This is a genomic window from Rhodococcus sp. IEGM 1370 (assembly GCF_033142325.1).
Lineage (GTDB): Bacteria > Actinomycetota > Actinomycetes > Mycobacteriales > Mycobacteriaceae > Rhodococcoides.
Window position 1 is genome coordinate 1 of sequence record NZ_JAWLRY010000020.1, and the last position, 19935, is coordinate 19935.

Consider the following 19935-nt stretch of genomic DNA (forward strand, 5'->3'; position numbering starts at 1 on the left):
CCTGTGAACTCAGCACTCAACATGCAGTAACCCTCCATAGCTTCTCGAATGACTCACCAGAAGCTTGGCAAAGAGGGAAATCGGCCCGCTACCCAACTATTCGTAACTCTTCACTTGAAGCTAGATATCGATAGACAATGCTACGGAGTGCAGAGTCGCCGGACCGCTGCTTCGATTTTCGACGCCCGACGCTGGTGTTCGGCGTCGTCGACGGGTCCGCAGTCGCTGCCGGGCGCGGTCATCCAGGCGGAGGTGATGCCGAAGATCATGGTGAACAGGTCGTCGACGGTGAAGGTGTCGGAGATCAGTCCGTTCTGCTGCGCGGCCGCCATGGCGTTTCGTCGCTCGGCGATCACCGCATGGATGTCGTCGGCACCGGCGACCGCCGTGCCGCCTTGAAGCTGCGTCCACAGCAGCAGTCGGTGCTCCTGCGGATTCGCGTCGAGGTGCAGATACTCGCGCGCGGCGTATCCCCCGAGATCGTCGACGGTGAAGGGAACCGACTCCAGGAAGCGCGCGAATCCGTCTTCCACGACGGCCCGGAACAGTGCTTCCTTGTCTCCGAAGTATGCGTACAGGCGTTCCTTGCTCGCCTTGGCCGAGACCGCGATGCGGTCGACCCGTGCGCCGGCCAGGCCGTGCTCGGAGAATTCTGCGCGGGCAGCGACGACGATGCGGGCGCGGGTGGCGCTTGCGTCAGGCTTCATGGCGGCCACCCTACCGCCAACCAACTAGTTCGTTTGACAGCCGGTCCATCGTCGCTTACCTTTTCGGTCGGGACATTTTTCGTGCCCAGAGAATCAACGAGTACGAGTGGGGTAGAAACATGTCGCAGGTCTCCGAACACGGGGCGCTGGCCGAGAATCCGAATTACGAACGCCGCTGGTTGGTGCTCTGCATCGTCGCCATCACGCAGCTCACGATCGTGTTGGACGGCACCATCGTCAACATCGCCCTGCCGCAGGCGCAGATCGACCTCGGCATCAGCGACACCAGCCGCACCTGGGTGATCACCGCATACGCGCTGGCGTTCGGCGCGCTGTTGCTGCTCGGTGGTCGAATCGCGGACTACTGGGGCCGCAAGCGCTCGTTCATCGTCGGCATGGCCGGCTTCGCCGTTGCCTCCGCCGTCGGCGGACTCGCCCAAGAGGGCTGGCAGCTGTTCATCGCACGCGCAGGTCAGGGCGTCTTCGCTGCACTGCTCGCACCCGCAGCGCTGGCCATCCTGACGGTAACGTTCACCGACACCAAGGAGCGCGCCAAGGCATTCGGCGTGTTCGGCGCGATCGCCGGTGGCGGCGCAGCCGTCGGACTGCTCCTCGGCGGAGTGCTCACCGAGTACGCGAACTGGCGCTGGTGCCTGCTCGTCAACATCCCCGTCGCCATCATTGCCATCGCCGCCGCAGTCCCGCTGGTCAAGGAGAGCAAGGCACACGGCGACACCCGCTACGACCTGCCCGGAGCGATCCTCGTCGCGCTCGGACTGGCCTCGCTGGTCTACGGCTTCACCGAAGCCGAGGACGGCTGGGCGACGGTACCCACCATCTCCTTCATCGCTCTCGGCCTCGCGCTGCTCGCCGCGTTCGTCGTGGTCGAATCCAAGTCCGCCAACCCGCTGCTCCCCCTGAGCGTTCTGCTCGACCGCGACCGCGGTGCCGCATACATCGGGTCGGCCGTCATCGGTGCAGCACTGCTCGGTGGCACGTTGTATCTGACCTTCTACTTCCAGATCGTGCTCCAGATGAGCCCGGTCATCGCCGGTGTCGCGTCGCTGCCCATGACCGGCGGAATCCTGATCACCGCCGCGATCGCCTCGGCACTCGTACCGAAGATCGGGCCCAAGCCGATGATGGCCGTCGGCCCCGTCGTCTCGGCGATCGGCCTGCTGCTGCTCACGCAGATCGGCGTCGACACCTCGTACTGGACGCACGTGCTCCCCGGAGTCGTACTGCTCGGGCTCGGTCTCGGCCTGCTGATGGTGCCGATGCAGAACGTCGCTCTCATCGGCGTCCCCGATCACGATGCGGGTGCCGCATCCGCGCTGATCAACGCGACGCTTCAGGTCGGCGGCGCACTCGGCGCAGCGGTGTTCACCACGGTGTACACCTCGTCGAAGACGACGTTCCTCGCCGAGAACCCGGCACCGACGCCGCCCGCAGGAGTTCCTGCGGAGGCTCTTGCCGGCCAGGAAATCCCCAGCGACGAGATGCTGGCCGCGCTACCGGAACCGATCCGCAACTTCGTGCTCGCCACCATCGATCACGCTTTCGCAGCCGAGGTGTCGGGCTACGCGTGGGCCTTCGGAACCGCCGCGATCCTGGTCGCGTTGGTGTGCCCGGTCGTGCTGGTACTGGTCCGTGCCAAGAAGGACGACCTGCCAGTCGGGGACACTCCGGTCCACATCGGCTAGCGCATACGAGAACAGAACCCCGCTGCTCGCCCGTCGAGCAGCGGGGTTTTTCGTTGTGGTGACCGTCAAGCCCGATCGGGGTCGATCGCCTCGGCCTGCGCCGTGAGCAGCATGTGCAGCAACTCGGGAGGCAGAGCCATGGGCGGCAGCGCGCCGAGAGCGATGGAGTTCTCCGCCTCGCCGCCCAGCTCGACCACCTCGTCGTGCAGGCTTTCCATCTTCTCGTCGAGCTTGTTGGCGCTCTCGGCCGCCTCGGTCAGCTCCGCCAACAGAGTCTCCGGAATCTGCCCGCGATACTTGTAGAAGATCTTGTGCTCGAGGCTCGCCCAGAAATCCATCGCGATGGTTCTGATCTGCAGTTCGACGAGGACCGGCTGGACGCGATCGGACATGAACACCGGAATCTCGACGATCAGATGCAAGCTCTTGTAGCCGTTGGCTTTCGGGTTCGCGATGTAGTCCTTGATCTCGACGACGCGCACGTCGCTCTGACTGCTGAGCATGTCGGCGATGCGGTAGGTGTCGGAGATGAAGCTGCAGGTGATGCGCACTCCGGCGACGTCGAAGATGTTCTCGCGAATCGCATCGAGAGTCAGGGCGCACTTCTTCCGCTGCGCCTTCTCGAAAATGCTCTCCGGAGTCTTCAACCTCGACGAGACGTGCTCGATGGGGCTGTACCGGTGAATGTGGGTGAATTCCTGCTTCAAGATGTTGATCTTCGTGATCAGCTCGTCGATCCCGAACTTGTAGCTCATCATGAATCGCGTGAAATCTTGTCTCAGTTGACCCAGATCGACGACGGGCTCACTGTTGTTCATACCGTCGATTGTCCACGACGGGCGACTGTGTTCGCGCAGCGCGGGAATCGAAGCTGGCGTCACTGCACGAGTTGCGTAGCTCCGGCGTGAACAGCACGACGCCACAGCGTTCGCACTGATGGGTGCGGTGATGTCCGCGGTCGCACGAACAGGCCCGTGAACCCACCAATACCGAACCGGCGACGAGTGGATGGCCGTTGGTGCAGCGAGAAGGCGCTCGTTCTGCCCACCGATCGCCGACGCGATAGAGCGATCCGGCAACCGGGTCGGTGTCGCGCTCGTCGGATGCCATCGCGCGCAACCGCCTTCGACACTGTCTACCGTCCGATATGGACCGCCCGAAGTGGCTCCGCTGGCCGCATCGCCAACTTCGGGGGCCCGCTCAGACTAACAGAAATCGAACGTGTGTTCTAACTCGTAGGTCAAAACCACGTCTTGCGGCCACCGACTGCGCGCCCCATCGAACCGAGCAACGTCAGAACCGCGCCGACGACGACAAGAATGATGCCGATGGTCGTCAAGATCGAGATGCCGGCGAAATAGCCGATGAGGGCGAGGATGATTCCGAGAACGATCATGACTACTCCTGGTGCCACTGTGAGCCCGCTACCGACGAATTGCCGATGGGACCGAACCTACTCGGGCGCGTGGACGATTGCTCACAATTGTCGCTATTTTCCGGCGTCCACTTTCGCGGCGAGAAACGCCTCGGGGTCGATGAGATCCGCCTGCCCGACGATCGATCCCAGGTCAGCGATACGTTCGATACCGGTCAGCACCATCTCTTCTTCGACCGTGCCCTCGGCGTAGCCGTAGTAGCAGGTCGACGTCGTGTGGTTGTGGTCCTTGTCTATTCGGTTGGCCCGGCCCTCGATCTGCCGAATGTCGATGGGCGTCCACCGGGGATCGTGAATCAGCGTCACGCGTGGTGCGAGGGTGGAGACCGTGCCCTCCGGGAGCAGTAATTCGTTGGTGTGCAGGTTGATCGCACTGGTGGTTGTCGAGACGATGACCGACGCGTCGCCGGTTTGAAAGCGTCTGATCGACGCCTCCTGATCCGGGCTGCTCATACTCCCGTCGACGACCGCGACCTCGAGGCCCTCGTCCCGAAGCGTCTGCGCCAACGCCGCTACCGACTCGCGGTAGAACATCGAGACGAACACCTGATTGCCGGCCTTGACCCAGGTGCGCACCTGGTCGGCGGACGCGGGAATGCGTAGGTACGAACACTTCTGGCGGAATCGCAGGGTCGCGGCGCGGGTGCTCGGGTTCTTCTGCAGCACGCGCTTGCCGCCGACGGCCTTCCAGATCGGTAGCCCGACTTCCTTGCGGTAGTCCACCCACGCCGAGTTGTACAGCCGCTTCTGCGCGGCGGTGAGTTCCTGGCCGAGCGGCTCGCGTGGGGTCGGCGGTGAGGGACGCGAAATCGACCACGGCACAGCACCTCCCGACAGCCACCCATGTACGGACGCGATATCGCGGGCGCGTCGGGCCGCGTCCTCGGGCTCCCACCGCCACGTCGTCAATCCCGTCGTCGCCTTGCCTGCCTTGACGGCGAACCCCGATTCGATGAGGAACTCGGCCCACTTCATCGTCACCGCATAGCCGAGATACTCGTCGTCGCCGAGGATCTCGACCCCGCGGCTGCGCTCGACGGCCCGTGCCATGTAGGCGAAGTGCAGCGGCTGATAGCCGGGAGTTGCAGACATCCACACCACCGAGCGCGCCGCCTCCTGATACCGCCAGAGGATCTGCGACTGCTGCGATTCGATGTTCATCAGCGCATGCGATTCGTCGGCGATCACCACGTCCATGTCGAACCGAAGCTCGCCGAGCGAGATGGTCCGCTTGTTCTGTGTCCGTTTGCGTTTGCCCAGGTCGGTCTCGGGCGGAACGGACAGGAGCTTCTTCGTCGACTGGTACGTGATCAGCAGCCAGCGCTTGCGCTCGGACGGTTCGATGTCGGCCTCGCTGTCGGCGATGGTGCGCCGCCATCCCGGCAATGCGCCCTTGGGTGCGACCACCAGCACCGTGCCGATCTCGGCCGCCGACATCTGCCGAACGGCCTCGCACACCGCCAACGTCTTGCCCAGACCCGTCGAATCCATCTGCGCGAAGTACGGGAATCCCGCGTCGAGGGCGGCGAGATGGCGTCGAACGGATTCGAGTTGGGTCTCACGCGGCTGCATCGCGCGCTCCCGCACCATCTCGTCCCGCCAGTTCTCGTTGGCATCGTCCTCGAGCCACCGTTGCAGGCTGTACGGCATCGACTCGTACGGCTGCAGATACTCGGGCAATTCGGTGCCGTAGTACGCGAACACCCGCGGTCCGGGATACCAGCGCGCCCCGGCAGCGCCCGCCGCCGACCGATCCTCGAACGGCACGTCCAACACCCAGACGCGCTCACCGGGATCGGGCACCCGCAGATCGGGGGCAGCAGTCTTGCGAGGCGACGTCTTGCGCGGGGCGGCTCTCTTCCGCGGTGCCGCTTTCTTTGCTGCTGCTTTCTTGGGAGCGGGCTCACCGTTCTTCGCGGCCGCGAACTTTCGCGCAGCGGCGCTCTGCCCGGCCTTGACGGTGCGGGCAGTGGTGGATCGGGCTGTGCGTCTACGAGGTGGCATCGGATCCAGTCTGTCGTACGGTGTGCACGAACACCGTAAAGGAGCCCTGTGACATACACGAACGACCCGCGCGCCGTAGTTCTCGTCCACGATCAGGATCCGACTCTGGCGCGACGCGACATCGGCACTCTCGACGCCGAATTACGCACCAGGGGTTTCCAGTTGGAGGTGCACTCCTTCGATCACAGCCCCGACGTTCCGCCGCCGCCACTGTCTCACGCGCAGTTGATGGTGGTCATGGGCTCGCCCGACGCCGCCTACGACGACACGCTGACGTGGCTCGCGCCCGAGATCGTCTACCTGCAGGACGCCATCGACGCGCAGGTCCCGATCCTGGGTGTGTGCTTCGGCGGGCAGTTGCTAGCGCGAGTGCTCGGCGGGTCGGTCCGCAAGTCCGAGCATCCCGAGTACGGATTCGTCGACATCGACACCTCCGATCCCGAGCTCATCGGCCCCGGCCCGTGGATGGAATTCCACGGCGACACCTTCACCGCGCCGCCGCAGGCCACGGTGATCGCGCGCAACGAGGCCGCGCAGCAGGCCTTCGTATGCGGACCGCACCTGGGGCTGCAGTTCCACCCCGAAATCGACCTCGACACCTACGACGCGTGGGCCGCCGCGTGGGACCGCGACGGCGTCGAACATGCGGTGGACACCCGCGAAATCCGCCGGGCCATCGCGGAGGCCGAAGCCGCAGCTCGGTCGCGCTGCTCGGCGCTGCTCGACGCATTTCTCGCCCGATCCTCGGCGGTGCCCCGGTAGGGTCGAACGATGACCGAGGCCAGGCCCAGCAACTTCAGCGATCACCAACTCGGCATCTACGCCGCCGGAATGTTCGCCCAGCAGACACCGCCGATCACCACCAACCTGGCGAGGCTGGAGGACCAGGCTGCCGAGAAGCTCTCGCCCGAGGCATTGGGCTACATCGTCGCCAGCGCGGGCAGCGGCTCGACGGCACGGGCGAACCGAGCGGCCTTCGACAAGTGGGCCATCGCCCCCAGGATGCTTCGGAGTTCGGCTGCTCGTGATCATTCGTGCACCGTGCTCGGCACCGAGATGCCGGCCCCGCTGATGATCGCTCCCGTGGGCATTCAGACGCTCGCGCACCCCGACGGCGAGCTCGCCACCGTTCGCGCAGCCGCGGAACTCGGTGTGCCATACATCCATTCGACACAGGCCTCGCATTCGTTCGAGCAGATCGCGGAGGCAGGGGGCGACGCTCCCCGCTGGTACCAGCTGTACTGGCCGACGGACGAATCGGTGCTGCTGAGCTTCCTGCAGCGCGCGAAGGAGTCCGGATTCACCACCCTGGTGCTGACCCTCGACACGACCTTGCTGGGCTGGCGGCCCGCCGATCTGGACCGCGGTTACCTGCCGTTCCTGGCCAACCTGGGTATCGAGAACTACCTGACCGATCCGGCGTTCCAGGCCGGCCTGGGGCAGCCGGTCGAGGAGAATCCTGTTGCCGCCGCGATGCATTGGGCGCAGATGTTCCCCAACCCGGGTCTGTCGTGGAAGAACTTGGCGTTCCTGCGCGAGCACTGGAGCGGTCCGATCGTGCTCAAGGGAATCTGTACGGTGGGCGACGCGCGAGAGGCGGCCGCGCACGGAGTGGACGGCATCGTCGTCTCCAACCACGGTGGGCGTCAGATCGACGGGGCCAGGCCGTCACTCGACGCGTTGCCGTCCATCGTCGATGCCGTCGGAGACGATCTGACCATCCTGTTCGACTCCGGTGTGCGCACCGGGGCAGACATGGCCAAGGCGTTGGCGCTCGGGGCAGATGCGGTACTGCTGGGCCGACCCTTCCTGTACGGCCTCGCACTCGATGGTCAGGAGGGTGTTGCGCACGTATTACGTTGCCTGCTGGCCGAATTCGACCTGGTGACGAGCCTGTCCGGTCATACCGGCGCAGGCGAACTGGGCCGCGACTCGATCATGGAGTCCTGATGGAGTGGACGAAGCACGCCATCTGGTGGCACCTGTACCCGCTCGGCTTCACCGGTGCGCCGGTACACGGCTGGGACGGTGAATCTCAGGCGGATCTGCACCGGCTGAACAGAATCGAGAACTGGCTCGACTACGCACTCGAACTCGGCGCGTCGGGCATCGCCCTCGGTCCGATCTTCGAGTCCGAGAAGCACGGCTACGACACTGTCGACTATTTCCACATCGACGGCAGGCTCGGCACCGACGAGGACATCGACTCCCTGATCGCCGCGGCGCACTCCCGCGGCCTGACGATCATGTTCGACGGCGTCTTCAACCATGTGGCGCAGAGCTTTCCGAAGTTTCAGGAAGCGCTGACCGAGGGTGCGGACTCCGAGGCCGCGGGGTGGTTCCACCTCGATTGGTCCGGTGAAAAGCCGACGCATCGCAACTTCGAGGGCCACGACGAACTGGTCGCACTCGATCACGAGAGCCCGGATGTGCAGCAGTACGTCGTGGACGTCCTGTCGCACTGGCTCGAGCGAGGCGTCGACGCCTGGCGGCTGGACGCGGCCTATGCGGTATCGCCGCGTTTCTGGGCCGCGGTGTTGCCGAAGGTTCGGGAAAAGCACCCGGACGCTTACTTTCTCGGCGAGGTCATTCACGGCGACTACGACCGAATCGTCTCGGCCTCCACGCTGGACTCGGTCACTCAGTACGAGCTGTGGAAGGCCGTCTGGAGCGGTCTGAGCGAGCTCAACTTCTTCGAGCTCTCCCATGCGCTCGAGCGTCACAACGGCTGGCTCGACGCCTTCGTGCCCGCCACGTTCGTCGGAAATCACGACGTCAACCGCATCGCCAGCGTCATCGAGGACGAGCGACATCTGCTGCACGCCTTGGTGGTTCTGTTCACCGTGGGCGGTATGCCGATGATCTACTACGGCGACGAGCAGGCGTTTCGCGGAATCAAGGAGGATCGAGTCGGCGGTGACGACGAGGTGCGTCCGGAGTACCCCGACACGTCCGAGAATCTCGCTCCGTACGGTTGGCCGGTCTACCGAGTGCATCAGGAGCTGATCGCACTTCGGCGTCGCAATCCGTGGCTGTACTCCGCGCGCACCGAGACGCTCGAACTCACCAACACCGCACTGCTCTATCGCGCGCACGCCGACGGCGAATCGCTGACGGTCGCGCTCAACCTCGGTGACGACGCCATCGACTACCCGGTTCAAGGCGACGAGGTGCTCGCAGGCGAAGCGGATCTGCACGACGGGCGGGTGAGCGTCCCGCCGCACGGCTGGGCCGTGATCGGCTGAACGCGTGCATTCGGTTCCATTCGTCTCTCTAGCGTGAAAACAAGACACGGCGAGAAACCGCTACAGGTACAGTCGACCGCGACACGGGGTGCCCGTCAGGGCTGAGAACACACCCGTCGAACCTGATCTGGTTAGGACCAGCGAAGGGAATGTCGTGGCGTTGCGGTATTCCTGTTCCCTCGTGACGGTCCCGACCTCGAACGAGAGGCGAGGCGCATGAAATTCGACGAGCAGACAGTGTTGGTCACCGGCGGTGGACGCGGACTGGGAGCAGCGATCGCCGCGGCGTTCGCCGGCCAGGGTGCCCGAGTGGTGATCGACTACCGCAACAGCAGAGATGCCGCCGAAGCGCTGTCGAACCGACTCGGTGAGAACGCGATCGCGGTCCAGGGTGATGTCACCGACGACGCCGCGGTGGCCGCGCTGTTCGATACCGCGCGTGAGCATTTCGGCACCCCGATCACTACCGTCGTCAACAACGCGCTGGCCGATTTCTCGTTCGACGGAGACGCACGGCCCAAAGCCGACACGATCACCTGGGAGCGCTTCGACGCTCAACTGCGGGGCAGCGTCCGCGCGGCGTTGTTGACCACCCAGGCTGCACTGCCGGGCATGCGCGAGGCGGGGTTCGGACGAATCATCAACGTGGGCACCAATTTGTTCCAGAATCCGGTAGTCCCGTACCACGACTACACGGCCTCCAAGGCGGCGCTGCTCTCGCTGACCCGCACTCTGTCCGCCGATCTGGGCGCAGACAACATCACCGTCAACATGGTCTCGGGTGGACTGCTCCGCACCACCGACGCCAGCTCCGCGACCCCGGCCGAGGTGTTCGATTTCATCGCCGCCTCGACCCCGCTGCAACGCGTCACCACCCCCGAGGAATTCGCCGACGCTCTGCTGTTCTTCGCATCGCCGTGGGCGCGGTCGGTGACCGGCCAGAATCTCGTCGTCGACGGCGGACTGGTCAAGGACTGACATGCACCTCAACGCTTTTCTCTACGGTTGCGGCCACCACAGCGCGGCGTGGCGTCACCCCGATTCGCGAGTGGAGGACCTCGGCGACATCTCGTACTACGAGGAACTCGCGCAGCTCGCCGAGCGGGGCAAGTTCGACGCGGTGTTCTTCGCCGACGGTCATTCGGTACGCGACCCGGCCGGGGCAGGCACCTGGTTCCTCGAGCCGATCACCGCGCTGTCCGCCATGGCGCGGGCCACCACGCACATCGGCCTCGTCACCACGGTCTCGTCGACGTTCTACACCCCGTTCCACGCTGCACGCATGTTGGCGTCGCTCGATCACATCAGTGGCGGCCGTGCTGGTTGGAACGTCGTCACCTCCATGTTCGACGCCGAAGCACGCAACCACGGGATGGACGTCATCCCGGCTCGTGAGGAGCGATATGCCCGCGCCGAGGAGTTCGTGGATACGGCTCTGGCGCTGTGGGATTCGTGGGATGCCGACGCGTTGACGCTCGATCGAAGCAGGCACTACGCCGATCCGGCCAAGGTGCACTCGATCGACCACGACGGCAAACACTTTCGGGTCGACGGGCCGTTGACGGTGCCGCGGTCGCCGCAGGGGAGGCCGGTGCTGTTTCAGGCCGGCGCGTCGGGCCCGGGCCGGGATCTGGCCGCGAAGTACGCCGAGGCGATCTATGCCGTCGCCTACGATCTCGTTGCAGCGCAGAGCTATTACAACGACGTGAAGGCGAGAATCCGCCATGCGGGCCGCGACAGCGCGACAGTGGGGATCATGCCGGGTTTGGTGACGTACATCGGGTCGACCATGGACGAGGCTCGCCGCAAGAAGGCCGAACTCGATGAGCTGCTGCCCACGGAGCAGTCACTGGCGATGCTGTCGACGTTCACCGGACAGGACTGTGCTGCCTGGGAACTCGACGCGCCGGTACCGTCCCTGCCTCCGGCGGCCGAGTTCGCCGGACCGCAGGGTCGCTACGAGACGATCCTGCGGATCATCGAGAAGGACGCCCCGACTGTGCGGGAGTTGCTCGGCACCCTCGCCGCGGGCGGCGGCCACGCGACAATGATCGGCACGCCGGAATCGATTGCCGACGAGATGCAGTCGTGGATCGGCCGCGGTGCCGACGGCTTCAATCTGATGTGTCCGCGCTACCCGGACTCATTGGAGGACTTCGTCGATCAGGTGGTTCCGATCCTGCAGCGGCGCGGTATTTTTCGCGCCGACTACACCGCGTCGACGCTGCGCGGGCACCTGGCGGGGTGATTCGTGAACATCAGTCCAGCGAGGCGATGAATTCCCTCGTCAATCGTGCGATGTCGTCGGCATGGGAGATCGGCGACCAGTGTCCGGCCGGAATGTCGTTGCGCGTGAGGTTCTTCACCCACTTGCCGGTGTCGTCGTAGTGGTACGGACGCACTGCGACGTCCTCGGTGTTGACGATGAGGTGCACGGGGATGTCGATGTACCGCTCACGTGGATTGCCCAGGAGCGGAATGATGTTGGCCCGGTAGAGTTTGGTGCCGTTGGTGGCATCCGACCACAGTGTGGGGTTCTGGGTGACGAGCTTCGGATCGACGCCCGAGAACTCCTGGAGGAACGCCGGCCACCCCTTGGCGAACTGCCGCTTGATGCGCAACGTGGACAGGCCGGGGATGTGGAAGGTGACGGTGTACCACGACGCGCGTACCTGGGCGAGCACCTGTTTGATGCCGGTGAGGGTGGGTTTGCGCAGGCGCGACTGCGACCACTTGCCGAGGTGATCGAGGTTCGGCCCGGAAATCGATGTGTACGAACGAATTCGGTCCTTCGCCTGGGGCTGGGCTGCGGCCTCCCATACCTCGACGGCACCCCAGTCGTGGGCGAGTACATGGACTGGGGCGTCGGGGCTGACGGCATCGGCGACGGCATAGAAATCCGAGGCGAGCCGGGCCAGCTTGTACGCCGACTGCTCGGCGGGGACCGAGCTCTCGCCTGCGCCGCGGGAGTCGTAGCTGATCACCCGGAAGCGGTCCTCGAGCTGCGGCACGATGTGGCTCCACAGCTCATGAGTATCGGGCCAGCCGTGCACGAGGACGATGGGATCGCCGTCGGGATTGCCGCTCTCGAACACCGCCAGCCGGATGCCCTCGTTGATGACTGTCGTCTGAACCGCGTTGCTGCTCAACAGTTTTCCGTTCTATAGATCGAGTACGAGACGCCCGCTGCGTGCGCGCGAAACGCAGATGAGCATGTGATCGCGCTGCTCTTCCGGCGTCAGTCTGTTTTCCAGGTGCTCGGGCTCACCGGAGAGCACCCGGACCTTGCAGGTGCCGCAGAAGCCCTGCTGGCACGAGTACGCGACGTTGGGTTTCTGCTCCTTGACCGCCGTCAGCACGGAGGCGTCGGCGGCGACGTCGAGCACAGCGCCCGTGCTGATCAACTGCACCTCGAACGGAGTGCCGTCGAGAATCGGCGGCGGGCCGAATCGCTCGAAATGCAGTGCGGTGGAGGGGCACTGGCGAAAGTCGCGGCGGACTGCGTCGAGCATGGGGGTGGGGCCGCAGCAGTAGACGGCACCGCCTGCGGGTGCGCGCTCGAGCAATTCACCCTCGGTGGGGTACCCGTGCACGTCGTCGGTCCGGACGAACACCCGGTCCGATTCCCAGCTCTCGATCTCGTCGAGGAAGGGCATCGTGTCGCGTGATCGACCGCAGTACACGAATTGCCAGTCCATGCCGAGAATTCTTGCGGCGCGGACCATCGCGATGATGGGAGTGATCCCGATACCGCCGGCGATGAACAGTGCGCTGCCGTCGCCGACGAAAGGGAATCCGTTGCGGGGGCCACGGACGGTGACCTCGGTGCCGGGTTGCAGTCCGTGCATTTCGATGGATCCGCCTGCGCCGGTCGGGATTCGGCGCACCGCGATGCGATAGGAGCTGCGATCGGAGGGATTTCCGCACAGTGAGTACTGCCGGCGACGGCCCGAGGGCAGGTGCAGATCGAGATGACAGCCCGGATGCCAGATGGGCAGCTGTGCACCCGTCGGCGACGCAAGGGTGAGGGCTGCGACATCGTTGTCCTCGGCGACGATCTCGCGTTCGGTGACGACCAACTTCAACGCCGAATCGGGGTTGTGGCCGGCGACGGCGTCGTTGTACTCCGCTCCGGCCGCCGCCTGCATGTACCCGTTGAGAAACGTACCGAGCAGCTGCATCGAGCGATCAGGACGTCCGCGCCCGCGCAGGTCCGGCGGAGCATCCTTGGGGAGCAGCCGCGGGACGCGCCGTGAAGAGAGCTTCACCTCGCTGCAGCCTGAGCGGCAGGCGAGGACGCAAGGTACCGGACGGCCTGAGCTGTGGAGCCTTCCTGGCTGGGGTGGTACGACTTCTTGAGGTAGCGCGACATGCTGCGGCCGACGTGCGTCAGCGCGGGCAGGGTGCCGCGTTTGACCGACTTCCGCCACAGTGCCGAGCGCGGCTTGCGGACGGACTTCGGGGCCGACTGCAGCTCCGGGTCGTTCTTCATCAGGAAGATGATCCCGCGCATCCAGATGTAGGCCATCAACGGCACGACCACGACGAACGTGCGCAATCGGCGAACCTCGCGCTTGTCGAAGTATCGCAGCGTGTCGTAGGCGACCGAGCGGTGCTCTACTTCCTCGGCACCGTGCCAGCGCAGCAGATCGAGCATGGTGGGGTGGATGCCCGCGCGGTCGAGACCGTCGGCGTTGAGTACCCAGTCACCGAGAAATGCCGTCACGTGCTCGATCGCGGCGATCAGAGCCAAGCGCTCGACCAGATTGTTCTTCGATCGAAGGCTGGTCACCGAATCGGAGCCGAGGACCTTGCCGAAGGCCCACTCCATCTGGTCGGTGAACGGAGTCGGGTCGAGTCCTTTGGCCTGGAGATGCACGAGGACGCCGGTGTGGGCCTCGGCGTGTACGGCTTCCTGGCCGATGAAGCCGATGACGTCGTCGCGCAGCTTCTCGTCGTCGATGTACGGCAGGGCTTCCTTGAACGTGTCGACGAACCAGTGCTCGCCGGCGGGCAGCAGTAGATGCAGCACGTTGAGTACGTGCGTGGTGTACGGATCGCCCGGCACCCAGTGCATCGGCAGATCGCTCCAGTCGAACTTGACGTTTCTGGCTTGCAGCATCACTTCACCGGGATCCGATGCGACGATCTTCCGTTCGCTCATCGAGCCACCTCCTCCACGTTCGCAGGTGTGGCCGATGCCACAGTGCGAGACTTAGTATAAACACCGGTAACACATAAAGGGAACCGTGACGGTATCCGATGAGACACTTCTGTCATGACCGACTCCTCCCCCGTGTCGACTCCCCCGAGTCGTATGCCCGTCACCTGGCCTGCTGAATGGCCAGTCGAAGTTCGGCGCATCGCCGATGCCACGAACGATGCGCTGGCTGCTGTCGCCTCGCAGGATTCGGTCGCGTTCGACGATGCCGTCGAATCGTTGGGCCGCTCGGACTCGGCGCAGGCCGGCCACGTGCATGCCGAAATGGTACGCACGTTGCTCGAAGAGGTATACAGCGATGGATTGACCGGCGAGAACGTCCAGGAGGTGCTCGGCCGAACCGTACGAGGAGCCGGCTGGCTGCCGAACCTGGACATCGCCGGATTCGTGGAGGTGCTCACCGGAGCGCTGGGGGTGTCCGACGTCGAAGAGCAGTCGCGAGTGAGGCCGCGTCCGGCGCACGCGTTGCTGGTGGTCGCAGACCTGCTCGCGGTGCGCCGTGGCCGAGCCGAGACCTATCTGCGACGCGCACTGGCCGAAGTGCAGCGCGCCGAGACGATCGAGATGCCCTAGGAAAGTCTTCGCCTGTCTTGCATACGCGCTAGACCGTCGAAGAAAGCGCTACCGATGCAGAATGTTCGCTCCGGCGATGACGGCTCGCACGGCCGACAGGTGTGCGTCGGTATCCATGCCCATCGACCATTCGCGGCGACCGTCGTGCTCGGTGAGGACGAAGGTGGCGGTCTCGTCGCCGATGATCTGCTGGTGGAACGAGAGGATCTCGATGCGGAATCCGGCGTTGTGGAGCATCGACGTCAAGGCCTCGATCGGCCCGTAAGTCGTTGCCGCACAGGCGATGATCGTGTCGCCGACGCCGAAGGTCGCGTCGAAAGCCGTCCTACCGCCAGCTGCACTGTCGGCAGTCCATGACCCCAGTCGAAGAGGGCCGGTGGTGGGCGAGAAACGGTCGGTGAAGTTCGTCCACGACATGTGTTGCCAGGTGATCTCGTCGCGCATCGTGCGCGGCAGGGCGCAACCGAAACGGGCGTGGAACGGATCTGTGGCGAGAGTGGAAGCAAATGCATTCATGAGGGTGGTCCTGGCGAATGTGAAGGGAGGACCGAGAGAGCACAACGACCCGCAGCGAGGGGTCGGTCCGAATCAGACCCCGCTACGGCGGCGTACTACGAGAATGCGCTTCACACCCCAGAAAGTAGTCCTCCGTCGCAGTCGCGCGCAAGTATCGAGTGAATACAGATCTCTAGGACACGAACTAGATGTCCGCATATATCGCACGATTCGTTGTAACTTTGGCCCCATGGACCCCGTGCGTAACCCCTACGCCCCCGGCGCCGGCCAGCGCCCACCCGAGCTCGCAGGCCGAAAGAAGCAGCTCGACGCCTTCGACGTCGTACTCGAACGCATCACCCGCGGCCGGCCGGAACGCAGCGTCGTACTCACCGGGCTGCGAGGCGTCGGGAAGACGGTGTTGCTCAACCAACTCCGATCCGCGGCCATCGCCCGCGGCTGGGGCACCGGCAAGATCGAGGCTCGGCCGGACCAGGAACTGCGTCGACCGCTGTCGTCTGCGCTGCACATGGCGGTCCGCGGCATCGCGGCATCGCATCGCGATCCCGAACGCGTCGACGAATTCCTCGGCGTCCTCAAGGCCTTCGCCCTACGCGCCACCGCGGACAAGGGCATGCGGGAGCGGTGGCAGCCCGGCATCGACGTCCCGGCGAAGACCGGCCGCGCCGACTCCGGCGACATCGAGATCGACCTCGTGGAACTGCTGCTCGACGCCTCCGCGCTGGCCGGCGACGTGGGCGTGGGCATCGCCATCTTCATCGACGAGATGCAGGATCTGGGTGCCGCGGACATCTCCGCGTTGTGTGCGGCCTGTCACGAGCTCAGTCAGGACACCGCGCCGCTGATCATCGTCGGGGCCGGGCTGCCACACCTACCTGCGGTGTTGTCGGCATCCAAGAGTTACTCCGAGCGCCTGTTCAGTTACCACCGGATCGGCCGACTGGAACGAGCCGCGGCCGACCTCGCGTTGATCGCTCCGGCCGACCGCGAGGACGTCGAATTCACCCCCGACGCGCTCGACGCGCTGTATGCAGCCGCTGACGGCTACCCGTACTTCGTCCAGGCCTACGGCAAGGCGACGTGGGATCTCGCGGCCGACACCCCGATCACCGTCGAGGACGTGCGCGTCGCCGCTCCGACGGCGGAGGAGGAATTGGCCGTCGGATTCTTCGGATCTCGCTACGAGCGTGCGACGCCTGCCGAGCGTGAATACATGCGTGCGATGGCCGAACTGTCCGTGGACGACGGCTCGGTGCCGACCTCGGCCGTGGCGACCGAGCTGAAGCGCAAGCCTGCATCGCTGTCTCCGGCTCGCGACGGACTGATCAAGAAGGGCCTGATCTATTCGGCCGAGCGCGGAACCATCGCGTTCACGGTGCCGCACTTCGGTCGCTACCTGCGGGCCCAGACCGACGAACCTGCGGCGGTGTGAACTCTCACTACGCCTCAGCGCGCTCGACGCACAGTTGCTCGAGTTTCCGCACTGCCTTGGGGTCGGAGTGGTCGACGTTGACGAGCTCCGAGTTGCCGTCGTAGAAGTCGATCAGTCGCTGATCCATCACCTTGCGCCACAACGGCGGAACCAGCGCGCAGAAGATCATCACTGCATATCCGGCCGGTAGCTGTGGGGACTCGTCGACGGTGCGCAGTGCCTGGTAGCGGCGCACCGGATTCGCGTGATGGTCGCTGTGCCGTTGCAGGTGGTAGAGAAACAGGTTGCTCCACAGGTGGTCGCTGTTCCAGCTGTCGCGGTGGGTCGGTTTGCCGTATCGACCGCTCTTGCGCTTCTGCCGCAGCAGCCCGTAGTGCTCGAGGTAGTTGGCTGCCTCGTAGAGGACGATCGCGATCGCAGCCTGCAGGAACAGATACGGCACGGTCACCACACCGAAGACGGCGATCAGCACGCCGAACAGCACAACGCTCATGGCCGCGGCATTGAACAGGTTGTTTCGGTACGACCAGGGAGACAGGCCCTGGCGGGCGAGGCGTCGAGTCTCGAGCTCCCAGGCCGAGCGCAGGCCGTGCACGATCGTGCGCGGCAAGAACTTCCAGAACGACTCGCCGAACTTTGCCGACGCCGGATCCTCCGGGGTGGCGACGCGGAGGTGGTGGCCGTGATTGTGCTCGACGTAGAAGTGGCCGTACAGGGACTGTGCCAGTGTCACCTTCGACAGCCATCGCTCCAGACGCTCACGCTTGTGGCCCAGCTCGTGCGCGGCGTTGATGCCGACCCCACCGACGATGCCGACGGTGATGGCCAGGCCGATCCGCTCCGGGACTCCCAGCGGGCCGTGCGCCCAGAGATAGCAGGCCGCAACCAGACCCGCGTACTGCAACGGCAGGAACAGATAGACGCACCAGCGGTAGTACGGATCCTTCTCCAGCGCGGCGATCGCCTCGTCCGGGGGATTGCTGCGGTCCACTCCGGCGAATTTGTCCACCAGAGGCAGTGCGACACCCATGATCATCAGGCCGAGGGTCCAGAACGCACCGGGGCCGAGAAGGGTCACCAGCCCCCAGGCCAGGAACGGGCTGAGAGGAATCGTCAGCCCCAGCGGCCACAGGTAGCGCTTTGGGTCGCGCCACCGCGGCGACGTGCTCGTGGCGGACTCATCACGCATTCTGGATTCTTCACTCCTGAGTCCTGGTCGGTGCCGTGCCCCGAGGTGCGGGGACAAACGGTAGTGGCGTGTCACAACTACATCGCTCGTTCCACCAGGATATGTTACCCAAGCAAATTTTGTAGGTTCTCCGATGGGCCGTCGAACGCCCCGCTGCCCTTGTACGGTGACCGGATGAAGCATGTCGAGTCGTCGTTCGTCGGAGTTCACGGAACCCGAATCGTCTACGACGTCTGGACCCCCGAGACCACGTCGACCGGGATTGTGGTGCTCGCCCACGGCCTGGCCGAGCACGCGGGTCGGTACCGGCACGTCATCGAACGGCTGGGCTCGCTCGGCCTCGTCGTCTACGCGCCCGACCACCGAGGACACGGCCGATCCGGTGGCAAACGGGTGTCACTGGACAAGTGGTCCGACTTCACCGACGACCTGCACACGCTGTTCGGCATCGCAGCTTCCGAGCATCCGAATCAGCGCACCTTCCTGCTCGGCCACAGCATGGGCGGTGCCATCGCACTGTCCTACGCCCTCGACCATCAGGCCGATCTCGACGGTCTGATGCTGTCCGGCCCTGCCGTCGTCCCCAGCGTCGGGCAACCGAAAGCGCTGGTGGCGGTCGGTAAGTTCCTCGGACGATTCGTACCGGCCGCCCCTGTGCTCAAGCTCGATCCCACCCTCGTATCCCGTGACAAGGACGTCGTCGACGCCTATGTCGCCGACCCTTTGGGCTACCACGGCAGCGTCTCGGCGGGTCTGGCCGCGGCGATGCTGGGCGTCGGGGATACGTTCCCTGCTCGCCTGCCGTCGCTGACGATCCCCGTGCTGCTCCAGCACGGGACGGCGGATCGCTTGGCCGACGTCTCGGGCAGCGAGCTCATCGCCGAACTCGCCGGATCCGACGACCTGACCCTGAAAACGTACGACGGGCTGTTCCACGAAGTGTTCAACGAACCGGAGAAGGAGCGCGTACTCGACGATCTCATCGACTGGCTGCGTCCACGCGTACACACCGGCGCTGTAAGTTCCTGACGGATCTTTTCGAAGAAGGGGTACGACCATGACCAGGCGAGCACTCGTATTGGGCGGCGGCGGAGTCGCAGGTATTGCGTGGCAGACGGGTGTCCTACTGGGATTGGCAGAAGCCGGAGCCGACGTCAGCGACGCCGAGATGTTGTTGGGGACCTCGGCCGGGTCCTCGGTCGCAGCCCAGATCTCGAGCGGAGCCGCCTTGACCGAGCTGTTCGCGCGGCAGGCAGACGAAGCGAAGCAGGACCACGAACCGCATGCCGACTCGACCATCGACGAGCTGGTCTCCATGTTGGCTCGGGCTGCCCAGAACTCCGACGGCAGTGCCATCGACACGCGCAGGCGTATCGGCACCGAGGCGCTGTCGGCCTCGACGATCAGCGAGCGTGAGCGCAGGGCCATCATCGAACGACGGTTACCGTCGCACTCCTGGCCGAACCGCGATTTGCGTATCGTCACGGTCGACGCGGTGAGCGGTCGGCATCGGGTTCTCGATCGTGGCTCGGGCGTTCAGTTGGTCGATGCGGTGGCCGCGAGCTGCGCCATCCCGGGAATGTGGCCGCCGGTGACGATCGGTGATCATCGTTACGTCGACGGTGGTATCCGCGCCAGCGAAAATGCGGATCTGGCAGTCGGTTTCGAGAAGGTACTGGTGTTCAGGGTCGGAGCACTCGACCTGGAGCACGATCCGTTCGACATCGAACGTGAGCGGCTGATCAAGGGTGGCTCGAAGGTGGAAGTGATTGCCCCCGATGCAGATTCGGCGGCCGCGATCGGCCCCGATGCCACCGACATCGCGGTCCGATCGGCTGCGGCCGTCGCCGGACGAGCGCAGGGCAATGCCATCGCCGAGCGTATTGCCGAGTTCTGGGTCTAGAGAACCT

Annotated in this window: 19 protein-coding genes and 1 riboswitch; of the genes, 10 read left to right on the forward strand and 9 right to left on the reverse strand. The window is 64.9% G+C overall.

Features of this window, described 5'->3' with window-relative positions; translation table 11 throughout:
• Window positions 1-140: 140 nt before the first annotated feature.
• Window positions 141-707, reverse strand: a complete 567-nt coding sequence (locus R4P47_RS20355) for a TetR family transcriptional regulator (RefSeq protein WP_269595655.1) — start codon at window positions 705-707, stop codon at window positions 141-143.
• A gap of 119 nt (window positions 708-826) precedes the next feature.
• Between R4P47_RS20355 and R4P47_RS20360 the strand changes: the two genes are divergently transcribed.
• Window positions 827-2410: an MFS transporter gene (locus R4P47_RS20360; protein ID WP_094640520.1), complete on the forward strand. Its 1584-nt coding sequence runs from the start codon at window positions 827-829 to the stop codon at window positions 2408-2410.
• Between the two features lie 65 nt (window positions 2411-2475).
• Here the strand turns inward: R4P47_RS20360 and R4P47_RS20365 are convergent, their stop codons facing one another.
• The 3 genes from R4P47_RS20365 to R4P47_RS20375 form a co-directional block, all read right to left on the reverse strand.
• Window positions 2476-3228, reverse strand: coding sequence for a GTP pyrophosphokinase family protein (locus R4P47_RS20365; protein WP_068282717.1), 753 nt, complete (start codon window positions 3226-3228; stop codon window positions 2476-2478).
• A gap of 422 nt (window positions 3229-3650) precedes the next feature.
• Entirely contained in the window at window positions 3651-3806 is a 156-nt protein-coding gene (locus R4P47_RS20370; RefSeq protein ID WP_094611554.1) for a DUF6131 family protein, read from the reverse strand.
• A 93-nt stretch (window positions 3807-3899) separates the two neighbouring features.
• Window positions 3900-5849, reverse strand: a complete 1950-nt coding sequence (locus R4P47_RS20375; protein WP_259468080.1) for a helicase-related protein — start codon at window positions 5847-5849, stop codon at window positions 3900-3902.
• Between the two features lie 48 nt (window positions 5850-5897).
• Between R4P47_RS20375 and R4P47_RS20380 the strand changes: the two genes are divergently transcribed.
• The 5 genes from R4P47_RS20380 to R4P47_RS20400 all read left to right on the forward strand — a co-directional run bounded on the left by R4P47_RS20380 (window position 5898) and on the right by R4P47_RS20400 (window position 11342).
• On the forward strand, window positions 5898-6611 hold the full coding sequence (locus R4P47_RS20380) for a type 1 glutamine amidotransferase (RefSeq protein ID WP_121871455.1): 714 nt from the start codon (window positions 5898-5900) through the stop codon (window positions 6609-6611).
• A gap of 9 nt (window positions 6612-6620) precedes the next feature.
• Window positions 6621-7799, forward strand: a complete 1179-nt coding sequence (locus tag R4P47_RS20385; protein WP_121871454.1) for an alpha-hydroxy-acid oxidizing protein — start codon at window positions 6621-6623, stop codon at window positions 7797-7799.
• Window positions 7799-9094, forward strand: a complete 1296-nt coding sequence (locus R4P47_RS20390) for an alpha-amylase family glycosyl hydrolase (RefSeq protein WP_269595656.1) — start codon at window positions 7799-7801, stop codon at window positions 9092-9094. Before R4P47_RS20385 ends, R4P47_RS20390 begins: the two co-directional genes overlap by 1 nt.
• Before the next feature lie 74 nt (window positions 9095-9168).
• Window positions 9169-9261, forward strand: a riboswitch (TPP riboswitch).
• Between the two features lie 49 nt (window positions 9262-9310).
• Window positions 9311-10072 (forward strand): 3-oxoacyl-ACP reductase, encoded by a 762-nt coding sequence (locus R4P47_RS20395; protein ID WP_121871452.1) that lies wholly within the window; start codon window positions 9311-9313, stop codon window positions 10070-10072.
• A gap of 1 nt (window position 10073) precedes the next feature.
• Window positions 10074-11342, forward strand: a complete 1269-nt coding sequence (locus tag R4P47_RS20400) for an LLM class flavin-dependent oxidoreductase (RefSeq protein ID WP_121871451.1) — start codon at window positions 10074-10076, stop codon at window positions 11340-11342.
• A gap of 10 nt (window positions 11343-11352) precedes the next feature.
• Here R4P47_RS20400 and R4P47_RS20405 read toward each other — a convergent pair whose 3' ends face one another.
• Genes R4P47_RS20405 through R4P47_RS20415 form a run of 3 tightly spaced genes read right to left on the reverse strand, consistent with a single transcriptional unit; the run spans window position 11353 to window position 14258 of the window.
• On the reverse strand, window positions 11353-12243 hold the full coding sequence (locus R4P47_RS20405; protein ID WP_121871450.1) for an alpha/beta fold hydrolase: 891 nt from the start codon (window positions 12241-12243) through the stop codon (window positions 11353-11355).
• Between the two features lie 12 nt (window positions 12244-12255).
• Window positions 12256-13362, reverse strand: coding sequence for a PDR/VanB family oxidoreductase (locus R4P47_RS20410; protein WP_121871449.1), 1107 nt, complete (start codon window positions 13360-13362; stop codon window positions 12256-12258).
• Window positions 13359-14258, reverse strand: a complete 900-nt coding sequence (locus tag R4P47_RS20415; protein WP_094669920.1) for a metal-dependent hydrolase — start codon at window positions 14256-14258, stop codon at window positions 13359-13361. Before R4P47_RS20415 ends, R4P47_RS20410 begins: the two co-directional genes overlap by 4 nt.
• Before the next feature lie 114 nt (window positions 14259-14372).
• On the opposite strand from R4P47_RS20415, the gene R4P47_RS20420 reads away from it, so the two are divergent.
• On the forward strand, window positions 14373-14888 hold the full coding sequence (locus tag R4P47_RS20420) for a hypothetical protein (protein ID WP_259468079.1): 516 nt from the start codon (window positions 14373-14375) through the stop codon (window positions 14886-14888).
• A gap of 48 nt (window positions 14889-14936) precedes the next feature.
• On the opposite strand, the gene R4P47_RS20425 is transcribed toward R4P47_RS20420, so the two are convergent.
• Window positions 14937-15404: an alpha-isopropylmalate synthase regulatory domain-containing protein gene (locus R4P47_RS20425; RefSeq protein WP_121871447.1), complete on the reverse strand. Its 468-nt coding sequence runs from the start codon at window positions 15402-15404 to the stop codon at window positions 14937-14939.
• Between the two features lie 229 nt (window positions 15405-15633).
• Here R4P47_RS20425 and R4P47_RS20430 point away from each other — a divergent pair, with 229 nt between their 5' ends.
• Window positions 15634-16836: an ATP-binding protein gene (locus tag R4P47_RS20430; RefSeq protein ID WP_068048586.1), complete on the forward strand. Its 1203-nt coding sequence runs from the start codon at window positions 15634-15636 to the stop codon at window positions 16834-16836.
• Between the two features lie 7 nt (window positions 16837-16843).
• Here R4P47_RS20430 and R4P47_RS20435 read toward each other — a convergent pair whose 3' ends face one another.
• Complete coding sequence (locus R4P47_RS20435) at window positions 16844-18025, reverse strand: alkane 1-monooxygenase (protein ID WP_283347214.1); 1182 nt, start codon at window positions 18023-18025, stop codon at window positions 16844-16846.
• A 174-nt stretch (window positions 18026-18199) separates the two neighbouring features.
• Between R4P47_RS20435 and R4P47_RS20440 the strand changes: the two genes are divergently transcribed.
• Window positions 18200-19054, forward strand: coding sequence for an alpha/beta hydrolase (locus tag R4P47_RS20440; RefSeq protein ID WP_283347215.1), 855 nt, complete (start codon window positions 18200-18202; stop codon window positions 19052-19054).
• Between the two features lie 28 nt (window positions 19055-19082).
• Window positions 19083-19928, forward strand: a complete 846-nt coding sequence (locus tag R4P47_RS20445; RefSeq protein ID WP_269595660.1) for a patatin-like phospholipase family protein — start codon at window positions 19083-19085, stop codon at window positions 19926-19928.
• Window positions 19929-19935: the final 7 nt, after the last annotated feature.

Bases quoted from the DNA above. Each gene is read 5' to 3' on its own strand.
- R4P47_RS20355 (WP_269595655.1), bottom strand. From the start codon at position 707: ATGAAGCCTGACGCAAGCGCCACCCGCGCCCGCATCGTCGTCGCTGCC.
- R4P47_RS20360 (WP_094640520.1), top strand. From the start codon at position 827: ATGTCGCAGGTCTCCGAACACGGGGCGCTGGCCGAGAATCCGAATTAC.
- R4P47_RS20365 (WP_068282717.1), bottom strand. From the start codon at position 3,228: ATGAACAACAGTGAGCCCGTCGTCGATCTGGGTCAACTGAGACAAGAT.
- R4P47_RS20370 (WP_094611554.1), bottom strand. From the start codon at position 3,806: ATGATCGTTCTCGGAATCATCCTCGCCCTCATCGGCTATTTCGCCGGC.
- R4P47_RS20375 (WP_259468080.1), bottom strand. From the start codon at position 5,849: ATGCCACCTCGTAGACGCACAGCCCGATCCACCACTGCCCGCACCGTC.
- R4P47_RS20385 (WP_121871454.1), top strand. From the start codon at position 6,621: ATGACCGAGGCCAGGCCCAGCAACTTCAGCGATCACCAACTCGGCATC.
- R4P47_RS20390 (WP_269595656.1), top strand. From the start codon at position 7,799: ATGGAGTGGACGAAGCACGCCATCTGGTGGCACCTGTACCCGCTCGGC.
- R4P47_RS20395 (WP_121871452.1), top strand. From the start codon at position 9,311: ATGAAATTCGACGAGCAGACAGTGTTGGTCACCGGCGGTGGACGCGGA.
- R4P47_RS20400 (WP_121871451.1), top strand. From the start codon at position 10,074: ATGCACCTCAACGCTTTTCTCTACGGTTGCGGCCACCACAGCGCGGCG.
- R4P47_RS20415 (WP_094669920.1), bottom strand. From the start codon at position 14,258: ATGAGCGAACGGAAGATCGTCGCATCGGATCCCGGTGAAGTGATGCTG.
- R4P47_RS20420 (WP_259468079.1), top strand. From the start codon at position 14,373: ATGACCGACTCCTCCCCCGTGTCGACTCCCCCGAGTCGTATGCCCGTC.
- R4P47_RS20425 (WP_121871447.1), bottom strand. From the start codon at position 15,404: ATGAATGCATTTGCTTCCACTCTCGCCACAGATCCGTTCCACGCCCGT.
- R4P47_RS20430 (WP_068048586.1), top strand. From the start codon at position 15,634: ATGGACCCCGTGCGTAACCCCTACGCCCCCGGCGCCGGCCAGCGCCCA.
- R4P47_RS20435 (WP_283347214.1), bottom strand. From the start codon at position 18,025: ATGCGTGATGAGTCCGCCACGAGCACGTCGCCGCGGTGGCGCGACCCA.
- R4P47_RS20440 (WP_283347215.1), top strand. From the start codon at position 18,200: ATGAAGCATGTCGAGTCGTCGTTCGTCGGAGTTCACGGAACCCGAATC.
- R4P47_RS20445 (WP_269595660.1), top strand. From the start codon at position 19,083: ATGACCAGGCGAGCACTCGTATTGGGCGGCGGCGGAGTCGCAGGTATT.